The sequence below is a fragment of the Chryseobacterium urinae genome, from assembly GCF_030518295.1.
GTDB lineage: Bacteria > Bacteroidota > Bacteroidia > Flavobacteriales > Weeksellaceae > Chryseobacterium > Chryseobacterium mucoviscidosis.
Genome location: NZ_JAULSJ010000008.1, coordinates 23715 through 39067, shown reverse-complemented (window position 1 = coordinate 39067; position 15353 = coordinate 23715). Strand labels below are relative to the sequence as shown.

The 15353-nt window shown below is 35.8% G+C and carries 15 protein-coding genes; 8 read left to right on the top strand and 7 right to left on the bottom strand.

Annotated features, from left to right (window positions below):
• Positions 1-27 precede the first annotated feature (27 nt).
• Positions 28-876 (bottom strand): hydroxymethylglutaryl-CoA lyase, encoded by an 849-nt coding sequence (locus QWT87_RS06660; RefSeq protein WP_302715004.1) that lies wholly within the window; start codon positions 874-876, stop codon positions 28-30.
• Between the two features lie 190 nt (positions 877-1066).
• Between QWT87_RS06660 and pepT the strand changes: the two genes are divergently transcribed.
• A complete protein-coding gene (pepT, locus tag QWT87_RS06655; RefSeq protein ID WP_302715003.1) occupies positions 1067-2314 on the top strand; it encodes a peptidase T in 1248 nt (415 codons plus the stop codon).
• 403 nt (positions 2315-2717) lie between these two features.
• Positions 2718-3005 (top strand): hypothetical protein, encoded by a 288-nt coding sequence (locus tag QWT87_RS06650; protein ID WP_185209468.1) that lies wholly within the window; start codon positions 2718-2720, stop codon positions 3003-3005.
• 59 nt (positions 3006-3064) lie between these two features.
• On the opposite strand, the gene thiL is transcribed toward QWT87_RS06650, so the two are convergent.
• Positions 3065-4126 carry a thiamine-phosphate kinase gene (thiL, locus tag QWT87_RS06645; protein ID WP_302715002.1) on the bottom strand — a complete coding sequence of 354 codons (1062 nt, stop codon included), beginning with the start codon at positions 4124-4126 and terminating at the stop codon, positions 3065-3067.
• Positions 4127-4196: 70 nt separating this feature from the next.
• Positions 4197-4691 (bottom strand): acyl-CoA thioesterase, encoded by a 495-nt coding sequence (locus tag QWT87_RS06640; protein WP_302715001.1) that lies wholly within the window; start codon positions 4689-4691, stop codon positions 4197-4199.
• A gap of 176 nt (positions 4692-4867) precedes the next feature.
• Between QWT87_RS06640 and QWT87_RS06635 the strand changes: the two genes are divergently transcribed.
• The 3 genes from QWT87_RS06635 (at position 4868) to QWT87_RS06625 (ending at position 8158) form a co-directional block, all read left to right on the top strand.
• A complete protein-coding gene (locus QWT87_RS06635; RefSeq protein ID WP_302715000.1) occupies positions 4868-6070 on the top strand; it encodes a BaiN/RdsA family NAD(P)/FAD-dependent oxidoreductase in 1203 nt (400 codons plus the stop codon).
• 535 nt (positions 6071-6605) lie between these two features.
• The gene (locus QWT87_RS06630) at positions 6606-7244 is read left to right on the top strand and encodes a DUF2306 domain-containing protein (RefSeq protein WP_302714999.1); all 639 of its coding nucleotides are present in this window, start codon (positions 6606-6608) and stop codon (positions 7242-7244) included.
• Positions 7241-8158 carry a YARHG domain-containing protein gene (locus QWT87_RS06625; protein WP_302714997.1) on the top strand — a complete coding sequence of 306 codons (918 nt, stop codon included), beginning with the start codon at positions 7241-7243 and terminating at the stop codon, positions 8156-8158. Before QWT87_RS06630 ends, QWT87_RS06625 begins: the two co-directional genes overlap by 4 nt.
• Position 8159: 1 nt before the next feature.
• Here QWT87_RS06625 and QWT87_RS06620 read toward each other — a convergent pair whose 3' ends face one another.
• Positions 8160-8573 (bottom strand): ribosomal maturation YjgA family protein, encoded by a 414-nt coding sequence (locus QWT87_RS06620; RefSeq protein WP_302714996.1) that lies wholly within the window; start codon positions 8571-8573, stop codon positions 8160-8162.
• Between the two features lie 267 nt (positions 8574-8840).
• Between QWT87_RS06620 and QWT87_RS06615 the strand changes: the two genes are divergently transcribed.
• Together QWT87_RS06615 and QWT87_RS06610 are read left to right on the top strand one after the other, a co-directional pair.
• Entirely contained in the window at positions 8841-9272 is a 432-nt protein-coding gene (locus QWT87_RS06615) for an energy transducer TonB (protein ID WP_302714995.1), read from the top strand.
• A gap of 40 nt (positions 9273-9312) precedes the next feature.
• Positions 9313-9744, top strand: coding sequence for an energy transducer TonB (locus tag QWT87_RS06610; protein WP_185209455.1), 432 nt, complete (start codon positions 9313-9315; stop codon positions 9742-9744).
• Positions 9745-9751: 7 nt separating this feature from the next.
• On the opposite strand, the gene mutS is transcribed toward QWT87_RS06610, so the two are convergent.
• The 3 genes from mutS to QWT87_RS06595 form a co-directional block, all read right to left on the bottom strand.
• Entirely contained in the window at positions 9752-12343 is a 2592-nt protein-coding gene (mutS, locus tag QWT87_RS06605) for a DNA mismatch repair protein MutS (protein WP_302714993.1), read from the bottom strand.
• 300 nt (positions 12344-12643) lie between these two features.
• Positions 12644-12928: a hypothetical protein gene (locus tag QWT87_RS06600; protein ID WP_302714991.1), complete on the bottom strand. Its 285-nt coding sequence runs from the start codon at positions 12926-12928 to the stop codon at positions 12644-12646.
• A 170-nt stretch (positions 12929-13098) separates the two neighbouring features.
• Positions 13099-13962: a cupin-like domain-containing protein gene (locus QWT87_RS06595; RefSeq protein ID WP_302714989.1), complete on the bottom strand. Its 864-nt coding sequence runs from the start codon at positions 13960-13962 to the stop codon at positions 13099-13101.
• 506 nt (positions 13963-14468) lie between these two features.
• Here QWT87_RS06595 and QWT87_RS06590 point away from each other — a divergent pair.
• The gene (locus QWT87_RS06590; protein WP_302714986.1) at positions 14469-15350 is read left to right on the top strand and encodes a bestrophin family protein; all 882 of its coding nucleotides are present in this window, start codon (positions 14469-14471) and stop codon (positions 15348-15350) included.
• The last annotated feature ends 3 nt before the right edge of the window (positions 15351-15353 follow it).

Here is a 15353-nt window from a genome sequence, read left to right as displayed (position 1 = left end):
CTAATTAATAATAAAAGAGAACTTGTCTCAAAAATGAAAAATATCTTTCGCTTTGTTATAAGAACTTTCGAAGTTCAGCAGATTGAGTTTATGGTCTGCTTTTTCTACGCTCATAAAGTTGATCACCTGTTCGGTCGGCATATTTCCCACCAGATCATCTTTCGCCATCGGACAGCCTCCGATTCCTTTAATGGCACTGTCGAATCTCGTACATCCCTGATCGTAAGCGGCTTTCAGTTTAGCATAAGAATCTTCATAACGGTTATGGAAATGTGCTCCAAAATTAATTTCAGGATATTTTGAAGGAATTTTTCCGAACAAAAGAGAAATGGTTTCCGGCGTTGCCACTCCCGTTGTATCAGAAAGTAAGATCTCTTTAACGCCAATTTCAGAAAATCGCTGAGCCCAGAAATCTACCTCTTCCCACTTCCACATTTCGCCGTAAGGATTTCCAAAAGCCATTGAAAAATAAATGTTTAACTGTCTGTTTTCATTTTTTACCAGTTCCAGTATTTTGATAATTTCCTGAAAAGCTTCTTCCTGATTTTTATTCGTATTTCTATGCTGAAAAGTTTCGGAAATGGAAAACGGAAAGCCGATAATGTCTACCGACTGATGTTTTAATGCTTTTTCAGCTCCTCTGTAATTGGCAACAATCGCAGAAACTTTGGTATTGGATCGGGATTTATCGATGTTTTCCGCCACCTCATCAGAATCTGCCATTTGCGGAATTGCTTTCAGAGAAACAAAACTCAGACAGTCCAGAACATCAAAACCCACATCCATAAGAGAATTGATGTAATCTATTTTTTTATCAGTCGGGATGAATTCTCCCCACCCCTGCATTGCATCACGCGGACATTCTGTAAGAAACATTTTTAACGTTTAGGTTTTCTCAAATATAATAAAACTAAACAAGTTTATCTAAGATTAAAACAAAGCAATCATTATTTTGATTTTCAGCATTTTATATCATATTAATAATCTCAACAGCTTCTATTCGGTCACAAATAAATTATTCTGAGCATCAAATTTGCTAACTTTACAGGAAATTTATACCAATATAATGAGCGCAATAGAATTCAGCCCTTTGTGGAAAGAAAAGCTACTGAACCGTTTTCTTAATTACGTAAAAATCTATTCAACCAGCGACGCAGAAAGCGAAACCACTCCATCTACAGAAAGACAGTGGAATATCGCCAACTACATCACGGAAGAACTGAAAACGATAGGTCTTGAAAATGTATCGATCGATGAAAATGGTTATATCATGGGATACGTTCCTTCCAATCTTGAGAATAATGACAAACCGACCATCGGATTTATTTCGCATTACGATACTTCACCGGATTTCAGCGGAGAGAATGTAAAACCGCAGGTTTGGGAAAATTATGACGGAGGAGATCTGGTTTTGAATCAGGCAACAGGATTTACTTTATCGCCATCAAAATTTGAAAGTTTAAAAAAATATATCGGTCAGACCTTAATTACCACAGACGGAAATACCCTTCTTGGAGCCGATGATAAAGCAGGTTGTGCAGAAATTGTAACGGCTGCGGAATATTTAATGGCTCATCCGGAAATCAAGCACGGAAGAATCGCGGTTGGATTTACGCCTGATGAAGAAATCGGAAGAGGAGCACATAAGTTTGATGTGGCAAAATTCGGGGCTGAATTTGCCTACACGATGGACGGCGGAGAAGTTGGCGAACTGGAATATGAAAACTTCAACGCGGCTGGAGCAGTGGTAAAAATCCATGGATTGAGCGTTCATCCGGGTTATGCTTACGGAAAAATGATTAACGCCGCTTTACTGGCTTCTGAATTTGCACAAATGCTTCCTGCCAATGAAACCCCTGCAACGACTAAAGGTTTTGACGGTTTTTATCATTTAATGGATTTAAATGCAGATATTTCTGAAGCTAAACTGCAATACATCATTCGTGATCACGATGCTGATAAATTTGAGGCAAGAAAGAAATTCATGGAAGAAAAAGTAGCTGAGTTTAATAAGAAACACGGTGAAGGAACTGCCGAAATTGAAATTAAAGAGCAGTACAGAAACATGAAGCAGCAGTTTGAAGGAAAAATGCACATCGTAGATCTTGCCGCAGCAGCGATGAAAGAAGCAGGAATCGAACCAAAGATTAAAGCAATCCGCGGAGGAACAGATGGAGCGCAGTTATCTTACATGGGACTTCCTTGTCCGAATATTTTTGCGGGAGGAATCAATTTCCACGGACCGTATGAATATGTGGCTCTGGAAAGTATGGAGAAAGCGATGGAAGTGATTCTGAATATTGCGAAGGCTTAAAAATTCTAACTTATATAACTAATCCGGCTTTGTTGAGCCGGATTTTTATTACATTTTTAGCAAATCTTTCCTAACATGCTCCAAATCTTGAAAAATTCTCTCTACATTCATTTACCAATTAAAACTTTTCTCAACATAAGTATTTTCAAAAAGATTCCAGGGAATACTGTCTGCATTTTTTAGAATTATATTGTTCTTTTTATGAACAAAAATTTTTATTAATTCTCCCGCATGATGATAGCCGTTTAAAACAATAGCAGTAGCTTCACAATATTTAAGTCCTCTTCACAATACAACTTTTTTGTTTATAATACTTCTATGATCCCCATTACTAAATTATTCTGAAATTTTTATACATTATTGGTCTGATTTTTGTTGAAAAAACGAAAAAACATCCTTATAAATGAAAAAGAGATTATATTCAGCAGCATTGATTCTTTTATTGGGAATCGGAGTATCTGCACAAAAAACGAATTCTGTAAAGCAAGAGGTAAAAAAAGATGCAAAAAAAGTAGGAACCGCTGTTAAAGACGGCGCAGAATGGACCGGCAAAACCGCAGAAAAAGGTTATGATGCAACCAAAAAAGGTGTTAAAAATGCAGCAAAATGGACCAAAAAAACGGCTAAAAAAGGTGCAGATGCGGTAGACAAATCCTACCAGAATGTAAAAGCAGATATTAAAAAAGATTAATTACCTAAAAAACCACCGCTATTGCAGTGGTTTTTTTAATATCTAAATAATAAAATTATCTATCCTTGCTGATTTCCCAGAAAAGCGTCCCAACCCTGCGCTGTTAAAGCAACCAGTTGATTAGAACCTCTCGCCACCATAAAATTTCCGTCTTCTTTTTCAACGGCATGACCAATGATGGTAAAATCCGGATGGTTTTTAATTTTATCAAAATCATTTGGCGAAATCGTGAATAATAATTCGTAATCCTCCCCTCCGCTTAAAGCAGCCATCACAGGATTTAAATTGAATTCATCCGCTGTTGTAATCGTCAAATTATCCATCGGAATTTTTTCTTCATACAATCTGAATCCTACTTTCGACTGATCTGAAAGGTGAAGAATTTCAGAAGCCAGACCGTCAGAAACGTCAATCATAGAAGTTGGTTTAATATCCAGTTGTTCTAAAATTCCTTTTACGTCGGTTCTTGCTTCGGGCTTCAACTGTCTTTCCAGAATATAATCGTAGCCTTCCATTTCCGGCTGCATATTCGGATCGGCTAAGAAAACAGCATGTTCTCTTTCCAGAATCTGAAGTCCCATGTAAGCACCGCCCAAATCTCCGGTGACCACCAAAAGATCGTTTGGTTTTGCTGTACTTCTTTTCACAATATGTTCATCATTCTCCATTCCGATTGCCGTAATGCTCATTACCAAACCGGCTTTGGAACTCGTTGTATCTCCGCCAATTAAGTCAACTTTATACCTTGCACAAGCGGTTTGAATTCCGGAATAGATTTCTTCCAGAGCTTCCACCGGAAAACGGTTGGAAACGGCAAGAGAAACCAAAATCTGAGTTGGCGTTGCATTCATCGCTGCAATATCACTGAGATTTACAACAATCGCTTTATAGCCTAAATGCTTCAAAGGCACATATCCCAGATTGAAATGAACACCCTCCGCCAAAACATCTGTTGTAAGAACCACTTTCTTATTTCCGGGATTAATCACTGCCGCATCATCTCCCACTCCAAGCTCCGAAGATTCATTGGATAGAGGAAAATGCTCCGTTAAATGTTTAATTAAACCAAATTCCCCCAGTTTGGAAATTGGCGTTAATTCTGGATCTTTATCTTCAAACATATTTTTAATTATAAGTAATAAATAATGGGTAATGAGTAATTTTAAAACAATAAACTCAAAACCTTACATCTTAAACAGTAAATACTGCCGGATCAACATTTTCCGGACGGAAAGGAAGTTTTTTGAAATCTTCTCTTGTTAAAATTACCGTTTCCGGAGATTTATATTTGTTCATGGCTTCCACCACATCATCGGGCGGTGTTGTCATTTTTCTCAGCATCGTATCGATCCACACTCCCGTTGCTTCTGAAGTTGCACAATGTTCTCCGTCGGTTGTGTAAAATTTGTGTACAAAACGGTAAATAGAACAGTCTTCTGCACAGCCGTCAATTTCAAGACTTACAATCACAGTCTGGTCTGCAAATATTTCTTTGAAAAAAGAAAATCTTTCGTGCATGATTACAGGACCGATTCCCCATCGGCTCATTTGGGTAACGCCCATTTTTTCCTGCTTCATAAAAGCCATTCTGGTTTGCGCACAATATTGTACGTAAGATGAATTTGCCAGATGTTTGTTGGCATCAAGATCGCTCCATCGAACTTCGAATGTATGGTAGAATTTCATTTACTTTTTGTTTTAAAATATAAATTGTGTGATTTTTTATCACAAAAATCATTTTTTGTAGTCAATAATTTCACTGTAAAAATGAAAAATTATATTCTTCAAAATTACTCAAATAAGATGGTTTATAAAAATTGTAGTTTTGCAAAAGTAATCTTGAGCATAAGATTAAAAGTATTATGAAGCAAATTATCATTATCGGAGGCGGTGCGGCAGGTTTTTTCGCAGCATCGAATCTGGACGAAACAAAATATAAAATTACCATTCTTGAGCAGAATTCGGATGTTCTTCAGAAAGTCAAAATTTCGGGAGGAGGACGCTGTAATGTGACTCATGCCTGTTTTGATCCCAAAGAACTGGTACAGTTTTATCCCCGCGGAAACAAGGAATTGCTGAGTGTTTTCACCAAGTTTCAGCCGGGAGACACGATGGATTGGTTTGAGCAGAGAAATGTTATGTTAAAAATAGAAAATGATAACCGTGTTTTTCCGGAAAGCAATTCTTCGCAGACGATCATCAATACTTTTCTACATGAAATTCATCAGAAAAATGTTGAAGTGAAAACCAAATGTTCTGTAAAAGAAATTGAAAAATCAGGCGAAAAATATATCATTAAGACCAGTTTAGGTGATTTTGAAGCTGATTTTATCATTTATACAACCGGAAGCTCGCCAAAATCTCTGAAAATGATCGAAAATTTGGGTCATAAAATTATTGATCTGGTTCCGTCGCTTTTTACTTTTAACATTAAAGATGATTTGCTGAAAGATTTAGCCGGAACAAGCTTTGAAATGGCAGAAACTTCCATTCCGAAACTGAAAACCGAAGAAAGCGGACCTTTGCTGATTACGCATTGGGGACTTTCGGGACCTGCCATTCTGAAAATTTCAGCTTGGGAAGCAATCAATCTGGCGAAAGTAAAATACAATTTTGAAATTGAAGTCAATTTTATTTCCAAATCAATCGATGATGCGGAAGAATTATTTCTAAACTTCAAACAATCGAATCCAAAGAAAACCATCGGGCAATCAAAGATTTTTGATATTACCAACCGATTCTGGCAGAGAATTCTGGAGGTTTCAAAAGTGGATCAGAATAAACAGGTTGCCCAGATTTCAGGAAAAGAAATGCAGACTATTCTTGAAAATCTATGCAAAAAGAAATTTAATGTCACCGGAAAATCGACGTTTAAAGATGAATTTGTAACGGCAGGAGGCGTTGATTTAAAGGAAATTAATTTTAAAAACCTGTCTTCGAAAATTTTGCCTAACTTTTACGTTGCCGGAGAAGTGCTGAATATTGATGCGGTAACCGGCGGATTTAATTTTCAGGCGTGTTGGAGTGAAGCGTGGCTGATTGCGCAGGATTTGAATCTGAAGTAATAATTTTAACACAAATTACACGAATCTTTTTTCACGAATTATTGTAACCATTTGCGAGAAATTGGTGACATTAGTGTTTAGATTAAAACACAAATTACACGAATCTTTTTTTTCACGAATTACACAAATTATTGTAACCATTTGTAGAAAATTGATGAAATTAGTGTTGAGATTAAAACACGAATTGCACGAATCTTTTTTCACTAATTACACAAATTATTTGTGACCATTTGTGAGAAATTGGTGACATTAGTGTTTAGATTAAAACACAAATTACACGAATCTTTTTTTCACTAATTACACAAATTATTGTAACCATTTGTAGAAAATTGATGAAATTAATGTTTAGATTAAAACACGAATTGCACGAATCTTTTTTCACTAATTACACAGATTATTTGTGACCATTTGTGAGAAATTGGTGACATTAGTGTTTAGATAAACACAAATTACACGAATCTTTTTTCACTAATAACACAAATTATTTATGACCATTTGCGAGAAATTTGTGATATTAGTGTTTAAATAAAAAAAAATGCTTTCCGTCAAAAAAAATATTTCGAACACCTTTAAAATCCTTTTAGTTATTGGATTTGGATATTTCTTTTGGCTGATGCTGAAAATTACGCTAGAATATATTCCGTTGCGCTCTGATGTGAGTTTTTTAATGATCAAACAAACTGAAGTTACCAACAGACCGGAATATCTTTATTTTTTCTACACTCACGTCTACACAAGTATTTTTGTTTTGCTGAGTGGATTTTTAGCGATTCTCAGAAAAGATTTCGGCATAAAAAGTTTCCACAAAAACACCGGAAAGATGTACATTTTTCTGATTTTGTTTTTCGCGGCTCCGTCTGGAATTTATATGGGAATTTTTGCCAACGGCGGAATTTTATCGAAGATTTCTTTTGTCATTCTCGGCTGTTTATGGTGGTTTTCAACTTTTAAAGCCTATCAGTTTGCCCGACAGAAAAAATTTAAAGAGCATAAACAATGGATGTGGCGTAGTTTTGCGCTGACACTTTCCGCGGTAACATTAAGAATGTGGAAGGTAATTATTGTATATTTATTCCACCCGAATCCGATGGATGTTTATCAGATCATAGCATGGTTGGGCTGGATTCCGAACATCTTATTAATTGAATATTTAATTGCAAAAAAATACATATGAAAATTTTAAAATTATCGTTAATTTCCTTATTTACAATTGGTTTAACCGCCTGTAAAAAGGATGTAAAAATAACAGATCCTTCAAAAGACAGTCTTACGGCAAAGAAGGATTCTGTAGCAGTTCCCGAAGTTTACAAAGAATATTACGGAATTTATATGGGCGATTTCGCGGGAAAAGAAATGATTCAGCCGGAAATCGGAGAAGCGTATGAAGGTGAAATTTATAAAAAAATTGCCCTGAAAATCAACAGAATTACCAAAGACAGTGTATACGGACAAAGTATTGTTGATGGAAATCAAAGACCATTCAGAGGCGTTTTTAACGAAACTTCAAAATCCTTTATTCTGGATGAACCCGGAAATGATAAGACCGACGGAAGATTCGAGGTAAAATTGAACAACGACAGTCTTACCGGAAGCTGGAATGCCTTTAATAAATCGGCGGTAAAAGCTCCGAATAAAACTTTAAAGCTTGTGAAAAAAGAGTTTGTATACAACCCGAATTTCATGCTGAATGAAAACAATGACCTCATCGACTGGGAAAATCCGAAAGATTTCGTAGAAAAATACACCGACGAAGAAACCGGAAAGACTGAAACCTACACCGAATCCAGAAACAGAATTGCTTCAGATGCTGTTTTTAAAATCAATGCATCCAAGCAGAAATTATCGGAAAAAGATCTTAAAAACCTCAGAAAACTGGATATGGAAATCATTAAAAACGCAGTTTTCGCGAGACACGGCTATGCTTTTAAGAAGCAAACGTACCGAAATTTCTTTGAGCAGACCGACTGGTACATTCCGGTTTCCAATAACGTAGACAGCGAGCTTTCTCCTCTTGAAAAGGAAAATGTAGCTTTACTGAACCGCTTCATCAAATACGCTGAAGATAAATACGACAGTTTCGGAAGGTAGTTTAATGTGTTGTTTGAGGATTTTTCTGAAATTTAACAAAAACAAAAAGCAATAAGCATCCAACGAAGTAGCACAGAATATCAATCCACGAAAACGAATTTCCGATCACGATATACATCAGGCTTCCTTTCCGGAAGCCTAATTTTTCAGCAATATTGAAATATTGGGCAACTTCTACCAGAAAAGAAAAAATCAGGATACTGAGAATCAATTTTTTATTATCTTCAATTCTGAAAAATGTTTTGATGAAAGTATAGATCAGCATCACAACAATCACATCTCCGAGATAGGCTCTCACAAAGAAAATATCTTTGAGTTTGGTAGCGATTAAAACTTCCGTCAGAAATATAAAAATGGTAACCAGAAAATACGTGTAATTAAATGTAACCCGAAATGCCAATCCTTTTTCTTCCACTTGTAGTCCTTTTTATGTATTATGTAGGTTTTATAACCCTCACAAAATTAAAAATAAAGCAGATTGATAACGATAACAAAACTCATTTTCTGAGATTTTTTTCAGGGTTTATCGTGATGGCTCTTCTTACTTTATTGATTTTACTGATAAGATGGATCATCACACCACATCAGCCTAATGATTTCCACTGATCCTTATTAAAAAACCAATTTTCATTCGGCTTTATTTTTGATGCTTTAAAAATATTATTTCTCATAACACATTTATATGAAAAAGCTGATTATTTTTTTAGGCTTATGGTTAAGTTTCTCATTATCTGCACAAACCAAGCAGTATAATTCCGTAAAAGAACTTCCGGATTACACAGTTCTAAGGACGAAAATGAAACTTGATGATGTCTACACCAAAGCAGATACTCCGGCGGAATTTCCCGGTGGAATGGAAACGTTCAAAAGGGAATTTTCAGAAAAAATGGACGTTATCGATGTAAAATCAAAAAAAATAAACACCCGAGTGTATTTTATTGTCGAAAAAACAGGCTATGTAAGATATGTAACTGCATTAGGAGACGATCCGAAACACTCCAAAGCCGCAGAAATTGCTGTAAGAAGACTTTTTGTAAAGTGGAAACCTGCAACAATCAAAGGGGAACCTGTAAGATTTCTTTATACTTTTCCGCTTACTTTAAAGAAATTTTAAATTTCGTTTGCAATTAAAATTTATTTTTGCAAAAACTTTAATGATGAAAATAATTCCATTTTTAGCTGTATTTTTTCCTGTGCTTATCTTTTCTCAGGAACAACCCATCCAAACAACTCAGCTTAACGAACTTTTAATTACTGAAAAAAATGGCAGGGCGACGATTGATGCAGAAAAGCCGGCAACATTTCCTCTTGGGGTAACAGTATTGAGAAATAAAATCGCTAAAAACTTCAGAATGCGAAAAGTACACAGTAATGCTGAAACAGAATCCTGTTCAATTACTTTTTTAATTGATAAAGAAGGTTTTGTGACAGAAGTAAAGGCATACGGAGACAATGAGAGCTTTAACAGAGAAGCTGAAAGAGCTCTTTTAAAAATTAAAGATAAATGGACTCCTGCTGAACTTAACGGAGAAAAAGTTCGTTACAGATTTCGAATTCCTTTAACAATTTCTTTTAATCAGAAATAACAGAAAACTATCCTCCAATCATTTTCTTAATTGCATTCAGCTTCATCAACGCTTCAATCGGCGTTAATGTATTGATATCGATTTTTGTTAATTCTTCTTTAATGCTTTCCAGAACCGGATCGTCTAACTGAAAGAAAGAAAGTTGGATATTTTCTTCCGTAACGCGCTTGATCTTTTCAGAAGAACCTCCGCTTTGGGAACGGCTTGCTTCCAGCGTTTTCAGAATTTCATTGGCTCTGTTCACGACTTTGGAAGGCATTCCCGCCAGTTTTGCCACATGAATACCGAAACTGTGTTCACTTCCTCCCGGAACCAGTTTTCTTAAAAAAATGATATTTCCTTTATTCTCCTGAATGGAAACGTGGAAATTTTTCACACGCTCGAAACTTACGGTCATTTCATTCAGCTCGTGATAATGCGTTGCAAACAACGTTTTTGCCTGAGTCGGATGCTGATGAAGATATTCCGCAATCGCCCAAGCAATGGAAACTCCGTCATAGGTAGAAGTTCCGCGCCCGATTTCGTCCAGTAAAATTAAACTTCTCTCGGAAATATTATTCAGAATATTCGCTGCCTCGTTCATTTCCACCATGAAAGTCGACTCTCCAGCAGAAATATTATCCGTTGCGCCAACTCTTGTAAAAATTTTATCCAAAATCCCGATTTCCGCATGTTTTGCCGGAACAAAACTCCCTATTTGCGCCAAAAGGCAAACAATTGCTGTCTGTCTAAGAATCGCCGACTTACCCGCCATGTTTGGTCCGGTTACCATGATGATCTGCTGAGAATCTTTATCTAAGAAAATATCATTCGGAATGTATTTTTCGCCTAAAGGAAGCGCATTTTCTATGATCGGATGCCTTGCTTCTTTTAAATCGATGGCAAAACTGTCATTTAAAACAGGTTTTGTATAACTCTCAGAGACAGCCAGTTCGGACAAACCAACGGCCACATCCAACTGTGCAATAATTTTAGAGTTTTCCTGAATCTGATCAATGTGAACCATCGTTTCAGAACATACATTTCTGTACAGTTCATTTTCTAAAACTCCGATTTTTTCTTCGGCTCCAAGAATCTGATTTTCATACTCTTTCAGTTCTTCTGTGATGTAACGTTCTGCATTTACCAGTGTCTGTTTTCTCAGCCAGTCATTTGGAACTTTATCTTTATGGGTGTTTCGAACCTCAATATAATAGCCGAAAACATTGTTGAAATCAATTTTCAGACTTGAAATTCCTGTTCTTTCGATTTCTCTCTGACACATTTCATCCAGAAAACCGCGACCTTTGGATTGCAGTCCTCTTAAGCGATCCAGTTCTTCGGAAATTCCTTCTTTAATGACGTTTCCTTTCGATAAATTCACCGGAAGCTCATCATTCAGATGGTTCTGAAGGCATTTTATCAATTCATCCTGATCATACAAAGGATCCAGCCAAGCCAAAATATCGGCATGAGGATGAAGCAACGCTTTGATTTTATGAATATTAATTAAACTCTGGCGAAGATATCCCAGTTCTTTCGGTGAAATTTTTTCCGCCGCCAGTTTTCCCATCAGTCTGTCTAAATCGGAAATCGACTTTAAGAGCTGTGAAATTTCGTATTTAAGATGATCATTTTCGTTTAAAAAATCAATTAAAGACAATCTCCTGTTGATTTCATCCACTGATTTTAACGGCAGGATAATTCTTCTCCTCAATAATCTTCCTCCCATCGGAGTGGATGTTTTATCGATAATATCTAGTAATGATTTTCCCTGCGGATTGCTTGGATACACAATTTCAAGATTTCTCAGCGTAAAATTATCCATCATCAGAAAATCTTCCTGCGGAATGATCTGAATTTTGGTGATGTGAGACAGTAAATTATGATGCGTATCTTCCACCAGATAAGCGAAAATCGCTCCTGCTGCGGTAATTGCCAATAGCTGATTTTCCACTCCAAAACCTTTTAACGAATTGGTTTTAAAGTGATTCGTCAGTTTTTCGTAGGCAAAATTATACTGATACGCCCAGTCTTCAAGTTTAAAGGCATTTTTATTTTTAATCTGTTCCGGAATCTGAACACTTCGCTGGTAAATGATTTCACTCGGATCAAAAGTATTGACGATATGAAGCAGTTTTTCCAGATTTCCTTCACTCACCAGAAATTCTCCCGTAGAAATATCCACCAAAGCAATCCCGAATTTCTCCTTTTCCTTATGAAGAGAAAGAAGGAAATTGTTTTTTTTGGAATTTAAAACCTGATCGTTGAACGTAACTCCCGGTGTTACCAGTTCCGTCACTCCCCTTTTTACGATTCCTTTTACCATTTTTGGGTCTTCCAACTGGTCGCAGATCGCAACTCTCATTCCAGCTCTTACGAGTTTTGGTAGGTAAGAATCTACCGAATGGTGCGGAAATCCAGCCAGTTCGATATGACCTTCACCGTTGGCTCTTTTCGTTAAAACGATTCCTAAAATCTGTGATGTTCTTACGGCATCCTGCCCGAAAGTTTCATAAAAATCCCCTACTCTGAATAGCAAAAGTGCATCAGGATATTTCGCCTTGATGGTATTGTACTGCGTCATTAACGGGGTTTCTTTCTTCGCTGCCTTTGCCATTACAATCGTTCTTAAGAATTAGGTCGGTAAAAGTATGAAATAAAATAGTAGAAGGAAAGTGGTTTGTATTTTTCCCACAGATATCACAGATGATTTGGCATATTTTTAAATTTATGAATTGACTTTATCCCTTTACTAATAAAGGCTTCGACAGGCTCAGCCTGACAATGTGTAAATCTTTCTGTTAGTATTAGAGATGTCATCCTGAGCTTGTCGAAGGAACTCTGTTAGAAAACCGCTTATTAATCGTTATTCTCCAATATTAATTAAAAAGATAAAGACAATTAATAAAATATCAACTTATTCATTACAATATAACGTATCGAAATCTACATTTAATTGTGTTGATCCTGAATGATCCATTGATATCCATTTATAATTGGTAAGAATATAAGCATTCCCTTTATCCAACTGAACCCACTCATCAATTCCTTTTGCTGCATTTTTTAAATCATTTTTAGCAAATAGACCTGCAGGAGCCGCATAACTCCTTCCTTTTGTTAAATACTTACACTTATCTGTAGAAACCAAGGAATCAACTTCACTTTGTAGAATCAGCTTTGATTTTGTAAGTGTTGGAAGCACCTTATACATTTTTGCCGGGGTATAAGAACTTTGACAATTAAAAAAAGATATTGAAAATATAAAAAATAAACTCAGATAAAGTAATTTCATGATCTTTTGTATATTAATTTAGACACATTATTTAATAAAATTCAACACAATCATCTGTGAAATCTGCGGGAGAAAAATGATTAAATTTTCTTCAAAGCTTCCGAACTTTTTTTATACGCCCACTTCTGTTTGTAATTCACCCACTTTGCTTTGAAAATCTTTCGCATAATTTTATCGGTATATCGCATGATAAAAACATGATACAGCATATTCGCGAAAACATTCGGTTTATTAGGCAATGCACGAAGCGACATTGAAAATCCGGGTTCTAAATATCGGTTAAAATGCCAGAACGCGCCGGGAATAAAAAGGGCATCACCATGCTCCATGAAAATTTCAAAACCTTTGGCGTGTTTCAGGGCAGGAAATTTTTCATAGTCAGGATTTTCATAGTCTACATCATAAATGGTATGAACCGATAACGGAACTTTGTATAAAAAAGCAGATTGTTTCTGATCGAATAACAGAATTCTTTTCTTTCCTTCAAAATGAATGTGCAGAAAATCTCCCAAATCTACATCATAATGCATCAGAACATGCGCTTCACTCCCTCCGAAAAATAAGGTCGGAAGACGTTTGAAAAATTTCATTCCCAAATCCGGATACGTAAAGTTTTTCAGCAGTTCCGGAAGCCGGTCTGTAATGATATAAAAGAAAATCCTGAGATCGGAAGGTTTATTTTTTATCGTATCAATATAATCCTTCATTTTCATTCTGGCAACCGGAGCATCGCTGCTTTTATTTGCATCGGCAGGCTTATTATCGTACAAAGGGACTTCCTGTTCACCCGCTTTTTCACGGATAAAATCAAAATTCCATTTGTCGAAGGCATCCCATCGGCTCGCAAAATTTTTAATCAGAAGCGGCTTGTGCTTTTTGAAATAATTTTTCTGGAAATCTTCTTTACTGATATCGTTAACAACATCTACACTTTCGAGAATCATTTTGTGTGGTATTTTTAATGCGAAATAAAAATAGTGTTTTTTTGAAATTTGGTGAAATTTTAAAAATAATATAATGTCACAAGGATTTTTTACAAAATTAAATTTTATTCGATATAGAATTGGCAGAATTCGTTTTTAACGCGACGTTCGCAAAGATTCTTTTTAAATGTTGAAAATATTCTTCCGTTCGCTAAGGCGTTTCACTCAGCTAAGGATGATTGCTATAACTTGCTAAACTCAATGTTTTTACAATTAAAAGATATCTCTTATCCCTTTTTCAAAGCCTTTTTTTTCAACTAGTTACTTTTGCTATCATTTGCTGAACACAGTGCCTTGGCGATCAAAAAATATACATAAAAAATTAAAATAAATCTTTGCGAACGTCGCGTTAAAAATTAATTATATTCTCTAAATCACATCTTTAAAATCACAATTCATATGTTTTAAATTTTTTAGTAAAGTCGGGATAAAACTAAAATTTTATCTTTGTAAGACGAACGAAATCTATGAGAGTTTACAACACCAAACATTTCCTGAAAATCCTTTTCAGCTTACATAAAAGCGACACTTTAAAAATATTATTTCCAAGCATGATCCTTGTCGGATTATATTCGTGGGGTGTAGAATACCTTGAAATTGAGCATTTCCGGCTTAATTCAAAATCAGGAATCAGCAATGTGGGTTTAATTCATTCTCTATTAGGCTTTGTGCTTTCTTTGTTGTTGGTTTTCAGAACAAACACAGCTTATGACCGATGGTGGGAAGGCAGAAAACTGTGGGGAAAACTGATGAATGACACTCGTAATTTTGCCATAAAAGTGAATACTATTTTGGGCGAAGACAGACAAAATGCTGAGCAAATTGCAAGATACTTAAAGTTTTTTCCTCACTTTTTAGCAAAACATTTATCTAAAGAATCTACCCGACTGGCTTTGGATGAAGATTATTCTGAAATCGAGAAAGAGCTGAAAAATCATGGCCCGAGTGAAATTATCATTCTGATGAGTCACAAATTAAATCAGTTAAAGAAAGAAGGAAAAATCTCAGATATTGAAATGCTGTATCTCGACACCCAACTTTCCGGTTTTCTGGATGTTTGCGGCGGTTGCGAGAGAATTAAAAATACGCCGATTCCGTATTCTTATTCATCGTTCATTAAAAAGTTTATCATTCTGTATGTTTTTGCACTGCCGATTGCTTACGTTATCAATATCGGAAACTATATTATCCCGCTTACGGTATTCATTTATTATGTTCTGATGAGCCTTGAGCTGATTGCCGAAGAAATTGAAGATCCTTTTAATAATGACGAAAACGATATTCCGATGGAAACCATTGCCCAGAATATTGAGAAAAACGTTCATCAGATCATGGGTACTAAAAAATAACAA